At 29.8% G+C, this 16,092-nt stretch carries 14 protein-coding genes; 12 read left to right on the forward strand and 2 right to left on the reverse strand.

The genetic code is table 11. The features are described 5' to 3' along the window. Window positions 1–28: 28 nt before the first annotated feature. The 9 genes from ACWNT5_RS17740 to ACWNT5_RS17780 all read left to right on the forward strand — a co-directional run bounded on the left by ACWNT5_RS17740 (window position 29) and on the right by ACWNT5_RS17780 (window position 6,755). A complete protein-coding gene (locus ACWNT5_RS17740; protein ID WP_299896644.1) occupies window positions 29–781 on the forward strand; it encodes a DUF3667 domain-containing protein in 753 nt (250 codons plus the stop codon). Then, a complete protein-coding gene (locus tag ACWNT5_RS17745; RefSeq protein ID WP_456518121.1) occupies window positions 778–1,305 on the forward strand; it encodes a hypothetical protein in 528 nt (175 codons plus the stop codon). The genes ACWNT5_RS17740 and ACWNT5_RS17745 overlap by 4 nt, the downstream gene beginning before the upstream one ends. Window positions 1,306–1,391: 86 nt before the next feature. After that, complete coding sequence (locus tag ACWNT5_RS17750; protein WP_456518122.1) at window positions 1,392–1,910, forward strand: hypothetical protein; 519 nt, start codon at window positions 1,392–1,394, stop codon at window positions 1,908–1,910. 26 nt (window positions 1,911–1,936) lie between these two features. After that, window positions 1,937–2,497 carry a hypothetical protein gene (locus ACWNT5_RS17755; RefSeq protein WP_456518123.1) on the forward strand — a complete coding sequence of 187 codons (561 nt, stop codon included), beginning with the start codon at window positions 1,937–1,939 and terminating at the stop codon, window positions 2,495–2,497. A gap of 67 nt (window positions 2,498–2,564) precedes the next feature. Beyond that, window positions 2,565–3,302, forward strand: coding sequence for an acetolactate decarboxylase (locus ACWNT5_RS17760; RefSeq protein WP_456518124.1), 738 nt, complete (start codon window positions 2,565–2,567; stop codon window positions 3,300–3,302). A 23-nt stretch (window positions 3,303–3,325) separates the two neighbouring features. Further along, complete coding sequence (locus tag ACWNT5_RS17765) at window positions 3,326–4,168, forward strand: DUF2515 family protein (RefSeq protein ID WP_456518125.1); 843 nt, start codon at window positions 3,326–3,328, stop codon at window positions 4,166–4,168. Between the two features lie 183 nt (window positions 4,169–4,351). Next, entirely contained in the window at window positions 4,352–5,035 is a 684-nt protein-coding gene (locus ACWNT5_RS17770) for a hypothetical protein (protein WP_456518126.1), read from the forward strand. Between the two features lie 463 nt (window positions 5,036–5,498). Beyond that, on the forward strand, window positions 5,499–6,032 hold the full coding sequence (locus tag ACWNT5_RS17775) for a glutathione peroxidase (RefSeq protein WP_456518127.1): 534 nt from the start codon (window positions 5,499–5,501) through the stop codon (window positions 6,030–6,032). 144 nt (window positions 6,033–6,176) lie between these two features. Then, entirely contained in the window at window positions 6,177–6,755 is a 579-nt protein-coding gene (locus ACWNT5_RS17780) for a fasciclin domain-containing protein (RefSeq protein WP_456518128.1), read from the forward strand. Between the two features lie 156 nt (window positions 6,756–6,911). On the opposite strand, the gene ACWNT5_RS17785 is transcribed toward ACWNT5_RS17780, so the two are convergent. Both ACWNT5_RS17785 and ACWNT5_RS17790 read right to left on the reverse strand, forming a co-directional pair. Then, window positions 6,912–7,604, reverse strand: a complete 693-nt coding sequence (locus tag ACWNT5_RS17785; RefSeq protein WP_456518129.1) for a LytR/AlgR family response regulator transcription factor — start codon at window positions 7,602–7,604, stop codon at window positions 6,912–6,914. Continuing rightward, window positions 7,604–8,392 carry a sensor histidine kinase gene (locus ACWNT5_RS17790; protein WP_299601410.1) on the reverse strand — a complete coding sequence of 263 codons (789 nt, stop codon included), beginning with the start codon at window positions 8,390–8,392 and terminating at the stop codon, window positions 7,604–7,606. The genes ACWNT5_RS17785 and ACWNT5_RS17790 overlap by 1 nt, the downstream gene beginning before the upstream one ends. A 210-nt stretch (window positions 8,393–8,602) precedes the next feature. On the opposite strand from ACWNT5_RS17790, the gene ACWNT5_RS17795 reads away from it, so the two are divergent. The 3 genes from ACWNT5_RS17795 to ACWNT5_RS17805 all read left to right on the forward strand — a co-directional run bounded on the left by ACWNT5_RS17795 (window position 8,603) and on the right by ACWNT5_RS17805 (window position 16,001). After that, window positions 8,603–9,475 carry an ABC transporter ATP-binding protein gene (locus ACWNT5_RS17795; protein ID WP_456518130.1) on the forward strand — a complete coding sequence of 291 codons (873 nt, stop codon included), beginning with the start codon at window positions 8,603–8,605 and terminating at the stop codon, window positions 9,473–9,475. Between the two features lie 6 nt (window positions 9,476–9,481). After that, on the forward strand, window positions 9,482–12,778 hold the full coding sequence (locus tag ACWNT5_RS17800) for a M1 family aminopeptidase (protein WP_456518131.1): 3,297 nt from the start codon (window positions 9,482–9,484) through the stop codon (window positions 12,776–12,778). A 130-nt stretch (window positions 12,779–12,908) separates the two neighbouring features. Next, window positions 12,909–16,001: a T9SS type A sorting domain-containing protein gene (locus ACWNT5_RS17805; protein WP_456518132.1), complete on the forward strand. Its 3,093-nt coding sequence runs from the start codon at window positions 12,909–12,911 to the stop codon at window positions 15,999–16,001. Window positions 16,002–16,092: the final 91 nt, after the last annotated feature.

Below are 16,092 nucleotides of genomic sequence, written 5' to 3' on the forward strand. Positions count from 1 at the left end.
TTTGTGACATCACCAATATTAATGATGAATGCATTGTAAAAACTGTGATGAAAATGTAAATAGTAACTATTGTGGTAATTGTGGCCAAAAGTCCACTGTTGGGGCAATTAATCTTTCGACTTTTATAAATGAAATATCAGAAAATGTTTTTCAAATAAATAAAGGGATCTTTTTTACATTAAAAGAATTATTTCTGAGACCTGGCGATAGTATAAGAGAGTTTATAAGTGGAAAAAGAAAAAAACATTTTAAACCTATTGCATATGCACTTACATTTTCTACAATTTACTTTTTGATATCTCGCTTAACGAATGAAAACACCTGGATGAATGATGTTATTTCAGGATTTACAAATGCCGCTTCAGAAATAGATGAGAATACCAAAGTACCTGTATTACTAATATGGTTATCTCAAAATTTTGCCTATGCGACCTTATTGTCGCTGCCAATTTTTTCTTTTGCTTCTTTTATCTGTTTTTGGGGACTAAGAAGGAATTATCTAGAACATATGGTGTTGAACGCTTACATTACAGGACAGCAAGCTATTTTTTACACGATATTCTTATTACCTAAGGTCTTTATTAATGATATATATTTTTTGGAATTAATACCGTTTGTAGTTACCGTCCTATATACATTTTGGGTGTTTTGGCAGTTTTTTAAAGAAGGCAATAAAGTACTTATTATTATTCGTTCATTTTTTACCTATTCTATCTATTTGTTCCTTAGTTTGGGAGTATTATTTATTATAATGGCAATTCAAAATATAGGAGGATCATGAAACACTTTATAATATTATTTTTATGCGCAAGCAGCTTTCAAGGTGTAGCTCAAGAAATTAATACAAATACCCAAAAAGAAGATACTATCATTTTTCCGGAAAAGTGCTTGGGAATATGGGAAGGAGTAATGAATATTTATCATAAAGGTCATTTAAGGGATAGTGTAAACGTAAGATTTACAGCTTCTAAGACAGCAAAAACAGGAACTTATATATGGAAAACAGAGTATCTCTCACCCAAAAAACCAATGGTTAAAGATTATAAATTGGTGGTTGATGATATCAGTGAAGGCCGTTATTTACTGGATGAGGGAGACGGTATCCAATTAATAGAATATGTTGTAGGCAATAAAATGCGTAGTTTGTTTAAAGTAGAAGATATCTATTTAACATCCACTACAGAAGTAATAGGTGACCAACTAATTTTTGAAGTTACTTCTGGAAAAGAAATAGAAGAAGTACAAAACATCAAAAATTATTCTTTTACCAATGTACAACGTATGGTATTACATAAAACACAATAGATACCTAATTGTCAAATTACTTACATTTTTTCCTTATAGAATGATTAACTTCCATTCAGTTTAATTTAAACATACAATATTCAATAATGCTAAAAACCATCATATTTACTTTTATTCTGGTGATATCTTCCTTACAGCTATATTCACAGAATGATTATATAAAATTAGATAATGCGAAAACTCAAAAACCAACCTATATTTTTAACAAAAAGATTATTGGGAATGAATATTTGTTTTTTACACTGGGAGTGTCTGACGAAGAAATAAAAAAACAAATAAAAGATATATCGATATTAAAAGACAAACGAAATAGGAGATCTTATGATGATTACAATCTTACAGAACATGGCCTTCTAATGGTAGATTTAAGCACTAAAATCTCTAGTAAGACACAAACTGAATTAAACGATTTTTTTGGATTAGCAAAGGGTAATAACATCTACATTGATGGATATTTATTAGAAAATAAGAAGTATAGTGTGGCGATATCTTCAATTTATGAAATAGAAATAATAAGAACTACCAATACAAATAGAAAAGAAGATAAATTTCTTAATATCTGGACATTACCAAAAAACGAACGATACAGAAAAGACAATAACTAACAATTGATTTAATTATAAACATCTACATGAAAGGGGAATTTAAGGGACTACTAAAAGAGATTATTTCGATTACCATTGGTATTTTAATCGCATTGTACATCAATAATTGGAATGAGGATAGAAAAGACAGCAATTATATTGAAAATATTTCAGCATCTATTCATCAGGAATTATACGAAACTAGAGAGGATATTGATAAAAAAATAGTTCAACAACGAATGCTAATAGATACCCTTAACTTCTACCGAAAAAATGATCAAATGTCATTAGACAAAGTTATTAGTAAAGCAAAAGGGATATTCATTCCATCGATAAGAATCAATTCTTGGAAAGCTATTGCCAATTCTAAAATTGAATTAATGGACTATAGCACGGTTTCTACTTTAGCCGATATAGAAGAACAAAAAGAATTATTAAAAATAAAATCTGAAAAATTGCTGGATTATCTTTTTGCCAACTATCGAAAAACTGGAGAAGAACAAAAGGAATTTATGCAAATACTGATGTCTGAAATTATAAGTACCGAAACCTTTTTAAAACAATCGATTGATGAAATTATAAAAGAGGATAAAAGTTTGGAAAAATGATAATAAAAATTCAATATCTTATAAAGTTAAAGACTTTTAATTAATATAGTGTTTATAAAGTTTAAAAATGAATTTGATTTTCAAACATATAATTTTCGGACTTCTAACATTTGGATTGATTGCTTGCCATTCAAATGAGAAGAAGAGTCAATCAGGTGAATCTATAACTTATCCCGATATCAAAATTATTGGAGCTATGAGAAATGTGATGTGGAAGGGAGAATTAAGTGGTAAAATTGACCTTGATACAATTGCTAATAAAACTGGACTTTATGGAATTGGACCTGAAAGTCATTTGATTGGTGAATTACTTATTAACAATGGAATAAGTTATGTTTCTAAGGCTAACTCTGATTCAACAATGAATGTTATAAATACTTACAAAGTTTCCGCCCCATTTTTTGTATACGGGAATGTAGCAGAATGGAAAGAATTTGAATTACCGTCGAATATAAAAACAATTAAACATTTAGAACAATTTATTTTTGATCTGACAGCTAGTTTTAAAAAACCTTTCGTTTTTAAATTAATAGGACGAACTTCTAAAGCTATTATTCATATTCAGAACTTACCGGAAAACACTAAAGTTACTTCACCAAAAGAAGCTCATCAGGGTCAAACTAATTACGAACTAACTAATGAAGAGGTGGAAATTGTGGGTTTCTTTTCAACCGAACATAAAGGAGTTTTTACACATCATGATACATTTTTACACATGCACCTGATAACAAAAGATGAAAGTAAAATGGGGCATTTAGATGAATTAGAAATTGAAAAAATGAAATTGTATCTACCAAAAAAATAAAATTTATCAAAAAATAATAAATAATGCGTTTAAAATATCATTTTAATCTTCCTCCAGAAAGTGATGTTATTTTGCGTAATAGAACGATTACCACATATTATGCTCAGTTATATCAAAGAGAACCTTCTTTGTATAAATGGGCAGGCATGGCTGCATTTGCTTCTTTTCATATTGGTGAAAAATTAAAGATTTGGGATTGGGAGGCGACTCCTATCAAAACTCTTTCTGAAACCTGTAAAAAGAAAAATAAATCTTTGGAAGATGATTTTCAGATCATTAGAATCATTAATAATAAAATATTCTCAGAAATAGGAACTGCATTATTAACATTTAGTCAAATAGAATACCATGTATTTCGTAATCAGCTGATCTTAGAACGAAAAAATGAACTTATTATAGAAGCTTTTGATAAATTACAAGAGGCTAGAATAAAGATGCAAAATGATACTGTTGATCAAGAAACTCATGATTTAGTTTGGGAAGCAAATTTGCAAATATTATGGCATGAACAATACAAGGTAGTGCAACCATTATTTGATAAATTGAGTTTGGTTTTTTCTGGAGCAATGTCAATCATCGCAAGTTTTGATTATCGTATTCATCATAAACAAACGAATTGGAGATTAGCTTCTAGGTTTATTTTATTTATGTTTTCTAAAGGCTTTAAAGTTCTTTTACATAATGGAATACTACCCGATGTTACCAATATTAAACATCGATGGTTCTGGATATCTTCAGATTTATTTGTGAAATGGAAATCTGCTGAAAGCAACAAACAACTTATTACCGAAGAGATGCAAATATTATCTTCTTTAGAGCTTCGAAAACTTGACATTCTAACACACATCCATCAGAAAAATACATGATTTTGAGTACCCCAAATAACTAAAAAGAATTAAGGTTATTGGACTTATAAAACTTCACCAGAACAAAATAAAAAGTTTATCCAATTGGTCAATCATCTAAAAACAAGAGTCACAACTTAGTAACACTAAACTGAAAACGTAACAAATCCATAAGTAACTCGTCGACAGAATAAACGAGAAATTATGGGTTTCAATAGGTTTCAGAAATTAGGAGGAATTTGTGCAATAATACTTGGTATTATTTATATAGTAGCTTTTATAATCTATGGCGCAGTGCTAGAATTTCCAGATGCTGATGCGATTGCAATAGAAAAATTAAAGTTCTTATCTGATAATTACCATATCCTTTTTATTATCAATTTTATTAGTTATGTCTTATTTGGAATGCTATTAGCTGTATTAGTAGTTTCCACACATCAGCGTATAAAGGATCATTTTCCTAATTTTTCACAATTAACCTCAGTTTTTGGGATCATCTGGGTGGGATTGGTGATTGCGAGTGGTATGATTTCTAATATTGGTCTCGATTCAGTTATTACTTTAGGAAATACTGAACCAGAAAAGGCAATTTCAATATGGTCAAGCATAAGTATCGTTTCAGAAGGTCTTGGTGGTGGTAATGAGATAGTAGGAGGGATCTGGGTATTATTATTAAGTTTTTTGGGATCTAAAAAAGAAATATTTTCTAAACCTGTAAACATTCAAGGTTTTATAGTAGGGTTAGCGGGTGTTCTAACGGTAATTCCGGTAGATATATTTAAAGAAATCTTTGGTCTTAGTCAGATTATATGGTTTATAAGTATTGGTGTTTTTATGATACGTAAACCGTTGGAAGATTATAAGATTAGAACGAAAACCATTAAATAACTAAACTACTAAATCTCAATCGTTCTTCTGATTATAATTTTTATGATATGCCCTAATAACAAAAACTATCCAAATCAAAAAAATAGTGGTGACGATTATTGAATATATAATTACAGGATCCATTAGGGATTGTTTTTAAAATAGTTAAGAAAACCTAAGATGGTAGGAGCCCATAAACCTATAAATATAGCTTCCTGTTTTCTACCAGCACTAAAAGAATAATGTGACAAACAAATAACAAATATCACCGTTAGTAGCATTATCACATTCATTACACCTACCTTTTTTATAAAATTTTTGATCATGCTTGGATATCGTATTAAACCTTCTGGAAATAACTAACTAAAAAACACAATTTGTTTAAACTTTAGTTAAACTAGTTAAACAAATATACAATACGAATTATCTTTATAAAAATTTTCTAACCAAAAAATTACCTGTTAATACCACTAAAACAAATAGAATGAATTTCATTACTAAAATAAAAACCAAATCCAAAGTATCTCAAAACAAAGGAAATACAAGTACTTCATCTATTTATGATATCAAGATAAATAGTCTAGAAGGTAAGGAAATTAATCTTGCTGATTTTAAAGGAAAAAAGATATTGTTTGTGAATGTTGCTTCTAAATGTGGATTTACAGGACAATATAAAGATTTACAAAAATTATACGATACATATCAGGATTCATTGATGATTATTGCTTCGCCATGTAATCAATTCGGAAAACAAGAACCTGGAGATGCTTCTCAAATTCAATCCTTTTGTGAGCGAAATTATGGAGTAACCTTTTTAGTTACTGAAAAAATTGATGTTAAAGAAACAAATCAACATAAGCTATATGAATGGCTTACTAACAAGAATTTAAATGGTAAGAAAAACTCTAGTGTAAAATGGAATTTTCAGAAATATCTAGTAAATGAAAAAGGTGAATTTATTGATTTCTATTTTTCCATTACAAAACCTATGAGTTCATCTATCACTAAACATTTATAGAGATTATTAATAACATTTTGAACTTATAAAATGAGAGTTGTCAATTAAGTTTTAATATTTTGTTTAATATTTTTAACTAAAGTTTAAACAAAAAAATAACAATTGATGCAATTACTTAAGTACCTTTGAAATAAAACGTTAATTATGAAAAAACTTATTATCACAACATGTTTATTTGGAGGGCTTTTAATTTTTGCATCATTCACTCATTTTTCAACCGAAAATACGTCTGAATATGCTACTAAAACAACTCCGACAGAGAAGGTAACTAAAGAAAAGAAACCAACTATTGTTGGTGTAGCAGCATCAAATGAGAATTTCACCACCCTAGTTGCAGCAGTAAAAGCCGCAAACTTGGTAGAAACTTTAAAAGGAGATGGACCGTTTACAGTATTTGCTCCTGTTAATGATGCTTTTGCAAAACTGCCTGATGGAACAGTAGATGGTTTGTTAAAACCAGAAAGTAAGAAAACATTAACTGCTATTTTAACGTATCATGTAGTTTCTGGAAAATTTGTAGCTGCTGATGTAATCAAAGCGATTAAAGATGGTAACGGTTCTTTTTCAATAACTACTGTCCAAGGAAATAAATTAGTAGCTTCTTTAGAAGGCGACGCTGTTGTTCTTACGGATGCAAAGGGAGGAACATCAAAAGTTGTTCTTACAGACGTAGAAGCTTCGAATGGAGTTATACACGCTATTGATACAGTAGTAATGCCATAAGGAATAGAACGATATCCTAGTATTTAGTTAGATTCTGATATTAGTTAAAGAAATCCTCGTAGTCTATGAACTATGAGGATTTTTTTAATAAGTTACAAATCAGTCCAAATCAGTCGTGTTTTCAGATTATAACTAATGAATAGAATCAGATTACAATTACTTAAATAAAGTTTTCAGATTGTTTTTATATACTTTGCCAATCGGTATTACAAAATCTCTTATTAAAATTCTATTTCCTTCAATTTCATTAATATGCTTTTTGGCTACAATAAAAGACTTATGGGTTTGCAAGAATGCATTTGTAGGTAGTAAGTTTAGAATATCAGATATCTTTTCCCGTACCTGAATTTCATTCGTTGCTGTAACCACTTTGATATAATTACCAGTAGCTTCAATAAATAAAATATCTTCAGTTTTTACCTGTATAAGCTTTTTATTAGCACGTAGAAATATGCTTTCATCCTCTTTTTTAATGTTTGGAGTAGGAGCAATGCTTTCTTCCTTTTTAACTTCGATCTTATTAATGGCCTTGATAAAACGTTCAAAACTGAAGGGTTTTAAGAGGTAATCTACTATATTAAGTTCATAACCTTCTACAGCGTATTCCTGATAAGCAGTAGTTACAATTATATTTGGAGGATGCTTCAAGGTTTTTAAGAATTCGAATCCTTTGAGTTTAGGCATATTTAAATCTAAGAAGATGACATCTATTTTATGCTTCGTAAGACATTCCATGGCTTCTATAGCATCATAACAATGCTGTACAAAGATAAGATTCGGCAATGAATCACAATATCCTTTTATAATATCATGAGCAATATGTTCATCATCCACTATAATATACTTCATTATATCTCTAATCTAAGTTTTGCAGTGTAAATATCGTGATTAATTGAATTCGTTAATTCATGTTTTTTAGGATACGCTAAGGTTAGTCTTCTGGTAAGATTTTGTAATCCAATACCTTTTTCTCCTTTTATTTCTTCATCAAAATTATTTTCAATTTCAAATACGATACTACTTTGTTTTGATGTAATGGAAATATTCGCAAATGCATTCGTACGTAATACTTCTAATCCATGTTTAAAAGCATTTTCTACCAAAATGATAAATAACAAAGGCATGATTTTAAGTTCTTCATTATCAATATCCACTTCAAAATTTATTGTGATATCCTTATGATAGCGCATCTTATGCAATTCTATATAGTTATATATAAAATCAATTTCTTGCTGTAGACTCACATATTCTTTTTGTCCTTCGTAGATACTATAACGCATCATATCTGATAACTTCAGAATAAGTGTTTTTGCCTTTTCACTGTCTTTATCTACTAATCCGTACAAATTGTTCAACATATTAAAGAAAAAATGAGGATTTACCTGAGATTGCAGGTGCATAAGCTCCGTTTTCTTCTTCTCATTTTTTAGGTTAATTAAAAACTTGATGTTAACAAATAGCCAATGAAAAACAGCAATACAGACTGCTACAAAATATAAGAAAAGGAATTCTATAAATCCTTCTAGCTTTCCAAACGAATCATTAAAAAAGACAATAATCAACCCTATAAAGACCAATAAGATTCTAATTACTCGAATAGAAAACACCTTTTTTATGGATGACCATTTAAAATTCATACTTCAATATTACCTAAATAAAGTACTGCTTGCAAATTAGTTGGCAAACGTATCAAAAATGTATCCGAACTAATGAAATAGTGACACAAACGTCTCTTATCACGACTAAGGTTACATACACAACATTCCATCATGAATACATCCCAATTTCTTTTTCGGGAAATGGATCACTACTAAGTTTGTCTATATCAATCTAAAAAACGAACAGTTATGCAACTGATAATCGATAACATTAGTAAAACCTATGATAATGGTGTACAAGCATTACAAGGTATATCATTAAAAATTCCAAAAGGAATGTTTGGTTTATTAGGACCAAACGGAGCAGGAAAGTCTACCTTAATGAGAACCATTGCTACCTTACAAGATGCGGATAGTGGTCATATCTTTTTTAATGATTTGAACATTTATAAGGATAAGAATGCGATTCGGAAAGTACTAGGATACTTACCACAACAATTTGGAGTATATCCAAAAATGTCGGCAGAAATACTACTTAATCATCTTGCTGTGTTAAAAGGGATCACCAACAAAAAAGAACGTAAAGAAGTTGTACATGTACTTTTGGATAGAACGAACTTGTATGAAGTTAGAAAACAGAATCTTGGTGGATTTTCTGGTGGAATGAAACAACGTTTTGGTATTGCTCAAGCACTTTTGAATAATCCAAAATTATTGATTGTAGATGAACCCACAGCTGGACTAGATCCAAAAGAACGTAATCGGTTTTACAATCTTCTTAGTGAAATAGCGGAAAATACCATCGTTATATTATCTACCCATATTGTGGATGATATTAAGGAGTTATGTCACCAGATGGCCATCATCAATAGAGGAGAAGTGATCTTAAAAGGAAACCCATTAGAACTTATTGAACAAGTACAAGGAAAGGTTTATCAGAAAACTATTGATAGATCAGAATTCGAATTGTACAAAAGCCATTATCAGGTGATAAATGAAACCTTTTTTATGGGTAAACCTGTTGTTCAGATTATGAGTAATTCAAATCCTGGTAACGGTTTTGAGCCTATAGACGCAGGTCTAGAAGAAGTGTATTTCTCACAAATCAATCAAACAAAATAGTATATTATGTGGTACGAAATATTCAAATTCGAATTAAAATATAGAATGCAACGCCCAGAAACCTATGTGTTTTTCGGATTTCTATTATTGTTTTCCATAGTCGGAGTAGATTTTATTTTCCAAGGTGTAGAAACGGGTTTAATGAAAATGAATGCACCAATGATCATAGCAAAAACTATGGGTGCTATAACAGGTATTTTTATGATTATGGTATCCATGATTATGGGGGTTCCTGTACTGCGAGATTATCAGTATCATACCGAAGCTTTATTATTTACAAATCCGATTAAAAAATTGGATTATCTGTTAGGTAGATTTTTAGGCTCTTTATCTGTTTTACTATTCATATTTACAGGTGTATTAATCGGGATGATGATTGGTTCACAGATGCCTTGGCATAAAGAAGAAGAGATGCTAGCATTTCAGATCCTTCCTTACATTCAATCATTTGTAGTTATTGTAATACCCACTTTGTTTTTTGGTGCAGCTACATTTTTTGTTACCGGAATGCTTAGTAAAAAAATGCTGGTAGTGTATACCCAAGGGATTGTTGTGTTTGTATTGTTTTTGCTTACAAAAGCAATTAAAAATGAATATGTACAAGGTTTATTGGATCCTTTTTCTCTTACCACATTAACTCAGTACGCTAAAGAGTATTCGGTTTCAGAACTCAATTCACTAGCCATTACGTTTAATGGAATCTTATTACATAATAAATTGTTATGGATGGTTTTAGGAATTGGGATTTTAAGTTATGGATATTATAAATTTTCCTTTAGCTCTCTCACCAAGAAACCAAAAAGAATATTGAAAAAAACAGTTAAAAAGAGCAAAAATTACACAAATACTAGCCTTTTGATGCCAAATATGAGTATACACTTAGATTTTAGAGCACAGCTCATACAGCTGTACGAACTTTCTAAATTCTATATTCTTTCGTTAGTAAAGGAAGCCTCATTTTGGGCAATTGTATTGTGTGGTATGATCATAATCATGATCAATTCCGTGAATTTAGGTACTGTTTATGAAGTAAATAGTTATCCCGAGACACATTTTATCATTGCAGAATTGCAAGAAATGTCTATGTACTTTTTTATCATCATTTTATTATTCTATTCAGGTGAATTAATTTGGAAAGAAAGAAACAATAAACAATATCTCCTTAATGATGCCACACCAATTTCTGATGTAATTACGTTAGCCAGCAAGTTTATCGCATTACAAAGTATTTATGTTATCTTAATGCTAAGCTTAATAGGTATAGGTATTTTGTTTCAAGCATTTAGCGGGTATTACAAATTCGAATTAGAAGTTTATTTTTCAGGTTTTTTTATAGAAATATATCCGTTTTTTATGCTATACACATTCGTTACTTTTTTCTTTCAGGTAATTAGCAAAAATAAGTATCTGGGGATCTTTTTAACCTTAATCTTTTTTCTCTTAACTATTGGATTAGAAGTATTTGGTATCACTCATAGTTTATTCAAGTTTGGTGGTAAACCATTGGGTACATATTCTGTAATGAACGGGTATGGACATTTCCTAAAACCGTATGTATGGGTGAAAGCGTATTGGATCGTATTTGGTGTTATTATTTTTGTGATCAGTACTTTATTACTAAATAGAGGAGTGGCTATCTCGCTACCTAGTCGTATAAAAACTATCAGCAAGCGAATTACAAAACCAATCAAGTACACGAGTATGGCACTTTTATTGGTCTTTTTTATGTTAGGAGGTTATATTTTCTATAACACCAATATTCTAAATACTTATTGGACAGCTAATGAACAACAAACTTTTAGGATGGAGTATGAAAAAACATTAAAACGATTCGAATATATTCCGCAACCAAAGATTACCGCAGTAGATTTAAATGTGGAATTATATCCAGAAAACAGAAGTTATGAGATCAACGGAACCTATACGTTACAAAACACTACAAAAGAACCTATTCATGAAGTTCATATTCAGAAATTAATTGCATCGCATGTATCTTTAGATACCATTTCTTTTCAAGGTGGTGCCATTGCTAATACAGCATATCAAAAATTTGAATATACGATCTATACCTTGTCGAAACCTTTAGCGCCTTCAGATTCTATAGAAATGAAATTCACACAGTCTTTTGCTCCAAAAGGATTCGAAGAAGATCATTCAGATACTCAAATAGTACATAATGGAACTTTTTTTAACAATAGTATATTACCAACATTAGGCTATCATAAAAAGTACGAGTTGCGAGATCATGACGTACGCGAAGAATTTGGATTAGCTACTAAGACATCCAAAGCGGAAATTAGTGATACAAAAGAATTGGTGAATGCTCGTTCTGGGAGTGATTCTGATGGAATATTATTACAAGTTCGTATGGGAACGAGCAAGGATCAAACGGCTATTGCACCAGGAAATCTAATTAAACAGTGGAAAGAAGATGAAAGAAACTATTTTATCTATCAAACGGAACAACCAATTATCAATTTCTATGCTATCACCTCTGCAAAATATGAAGTAATACAAGATCAATGGACATCTACAGAAACAACGACAAAACCAGTGGATTTAGAAATCTATTATGATAAGAATCACTTTTATAATTTAGATAGAATGATGAGCGCCATGAAAACCTCATTAAGTTATTTTAGTAAACACTTTAGTCCGTATCAATATGCGCAATTACGTATTATGGAGTTTCCTCGGTATGCTGAGTTTGCTCAATCTTTTCCCGGTACGGTTCCTTTTTCTGAAGGAATAGGATTTGTATTAGACATTGATGATAAGACTGATGTAGATATGGCGTTTTATGTGACTGCACATGAAGTAGCGCATCAATGGTTTGGCATGCAAATAGAAGCGGCTAATGTTCAAGGACAGAATTTTGTATTAGAAACATTATCTCAATATGCCGCGCTTATGGTGTTACAGCAGCAGTATCCCAAGGAAAAAGTAACTCAATTTTTAGCATTACAAGAAGAATTGTATCATGAGAAACAACGGAAAGCCATTTCCGAACCATCACTTGCATTGGTGACGAACGAAGATTTTGTGTATTATCATAAAGGAGCTTTGGCCATGTACAAATTGCAACAAGAAGTGGGAGAGGAGTCTGTAAATCTGGCCTTACATCGTTTTATCTCTGATTGGAATACCCATAATGGAAAAATAAAAACCAAAACCAACAGATATGCTACTTCACAAGATGTGTTAGACTACTTTAGAATAGTTACTCCAAAGGATAAGCAACATATGCTTAAAGAATTATTTGAAATGAAGGAAGAAATAAATATTTCTTTATGGTCTAAATAAGTTATAAATTTAAACTGTAAGAAAAAACCTATTTTTATTTTTTAAAAAAAATACAAAAATCACTTTATGTCGATTAAATGACGTTTTTTAGCAAAAAAAATACTACATTCGCTTAATTTTTTTACTCGATATGACAAGAAAACTACTCTTATTAAGCACTTTATTCTATCAATTTATTTCTTTTTCTCAATGTCCAACCTCGGATATAATACTGAATACGCAAGAAGATGTAGATAATTTTCGAATTAATTATCCAAACTGTAGTAACCTTCAAGGAAGTTTAACTATTGAAGGAGATAATATTACTAAGCTTAATGAATTATCAGTGATTACTAAAATCGCTGGTAATTTGATAATTCAAAATACCTCAAATTTATTTACTCTAACTGGCCTTACCTCTATTATTTTAATCGAAGGAGATGTGATAATTAATAATAACACCAACCTGCTTGGCATATACGGAATAAAGAATGTTGATGCATTTCAAATTAAATCTTTAACAATATCTAATAATACTAGATTGTCTGGTTGTGATGCTGCTATTATCTGTAATTATATTTCAGCATATCCTAATCAAGCATTAATTTCTGGAAATGCAATTGATTGTAGTAATGAATCTGAAATTATATTAACTTGTAGCTCCTTATGTCCAAGCGGAGAAATTATACTAACAAGTCAAGAAGACATAGATAATTTTAAAATTAACTATCCTAATTGTACAGTACCGAATGGTATTTTCATTGGCGGTAGAAATGGAAGCGATATTACCGACCTAAATGGTTTAAATAACATAATGGCTTCTTCTAAATATTTCGTAATAGGAAATACTAATTACGGTACAAATTTAGTCGATTTTTCAGGTTTGGAATCTTTAAGAAGAGTTGAACAAAATTTTATTATAACCGATAATTTAAAATTAAGAAGTTTGACTGGTTTAGAGAATCTCGAGTATGTAGGTGAAGATTTATCTATTGGAAGAGGAATACTTGGAGATGATGGTAATCCATTGCTTGAAAATTTAAAGGGATTAAAAAAATTATCATCTGTAGGAGGAACATTCAGGATAATTAAGGCAAATTCAATTACCGATTTAAACGGTTTAGAATCTTTAACAAATATTGATGGAAGCATTGAAATTTGTAAAACAAAAAATCTAAGCTCTTTGAGTGGTTTGGATAATATTCAAAATGAAAATATTAATGGAGATTTTATAGTTTCTTCAAATGACGGATTAGTATCCCTTGGAGATTTTAGTAGTTTAAAATCAATTAAAAAAAGACTTGAAATAAATAGCAATATCAATTTAGAAAGCTTATCTGGATTAGACAATATTACTTCGGTATATTCAAGTTTGCTTATATCAGGAAATAATGAAATAAAAGATTTAATCGGATTAAATAGTCTCATTACAATAGGAGAAGGAGACACAACTTATGCCAATGGTCTTAATATTTGTTGTAATACAAAACTCACCACATTAGAGGGTTTAAATAACCTAAAACTAATTTTAGACGGTGGTTTATCAATTAAATCCAATGATAATTTAGAAACAGTATCTGTTCTTACTAATTTAGAATCTATAGATGGTACTATTTTCATCTTTGATAATGATCAATTATTAGATCTTAATGGTATGCAAAATATTGAATTAGTTAATAAACAGGGAATATTTATAGATAATAATGACAGCTTAACCAGTATTAGTGGGATTAGTAATTTGGATTTCGACAAAATATCAGTTTTAAAAATTATTCGTAATCCAAAACTCTCAATTTGTGAAGAGGTCAACATCTGTAATTATTTAAGTAATTCTGAAAACATCTATGAAATAAAAGAAAATAATATCGGATGTAATAATTATGAGGAGGTTATCCAAGCTTGTGTTGCTAATCTTAATACCATAAAAGGTGTTCTGAAATTTGATAGTGATGAAAATGGTTGTTCAAATCTTGATTATGAAATTTCAAATACTAGAGTTACAACAACTGATGGGGTTAATAATTATAGCACTTTTACAAATTCTTCTGGGGAATATAACTTATTTGTAAATCAAGGAATTTATAATACCAATGTAAATTTTAATTCTTCATATTTTATTAATGATCCAAACTATCAGGAATCAAACTTTACCACTGATGGAAATATTGATATCGTTGATTTTTGTATTAAGGCTAATCAGACTATTAACAATGTTAATATTACAATAATTCCTCTATCAGAAGCTAGACCAGGATTTGATGTGGATTATCAAATCATATACGAAAATATAGGAACAACCGTCGTTAATGGGGCAATTTCTTTTCAATTTGATGAAATGTTTCAATCTAATGTTAGGACTATTCCTTCAGCAGATCTTATATCTTCTAATCAATTAACTTTCAATTTTAATGAGTTAAATCCTTTCGAGAAAAGAATCATTAATGTTACAATGAATACATTTACTCCACCAACAGTTAATGATGGAGATCTATTAATATTAAATGCTAATGTTACTATTAATGAAGTAGATACTTTTCCTGATGATAATACTTTTGAATTGAAGCAAACAGTTGTAAACTCATTTGATCCTAATGATAAAACTGTATTACAAATGACATTGGATATAAATAATGTCGATGAGTATCTTAATTATGTGGTAAGATTTCAAAATACAGGATCTGCAAGTGCAATAAATGTATTAATCAAAGATGTTTTGAGTGATCAACTAGATTGGACAACCTTAGAACCAGTATCTGCAAGCCATGAGTATACTACTTTTATTACTAACGGAAATGAAATTGAATTCAGATTTGATAATATTAACTTACCTTCTGAACAAGATAACGAAGAAGAAAGTAATGGATTTGTATCTTTCAAAATAAAACCAAAAACAGGGATAACAGTTGGTGATGTTATTACTGGCGAAGCATCAATCTTTTTTGATTTTAACGCTCCCATAATAACAAACACAGTTAGTACAGAAATAACATCTATTTTATCTACTTCCGAGTTTGAATTTTCAAATATAAAAGTATATCCGATTCCATCTAAGGATAAAATCTATATTAAAAATATAAACAAATATGAAATTAGTAATATAGAATTTTACAATATGAATGGAAGAGTAGTATTACCACAAATTGAAAATGAAAGTTTTAATATTTCGGATCTTTCCAAAGGAATATATTTCATCAAAATTGTCACTGATCAGGGAGAAGTGGTAAGAAAAGTTGTTAAAGATTAGAAATTGTTTATTATCAAATCTCAATAATTTCTATTTGTTATAAGATAATGTACAATAAATACATAAAGAATTATTTGAAATGAATAAAGAA

It is taken from the genome of Aquimarina sp. 433 (genome assembly GCF_054054605.1).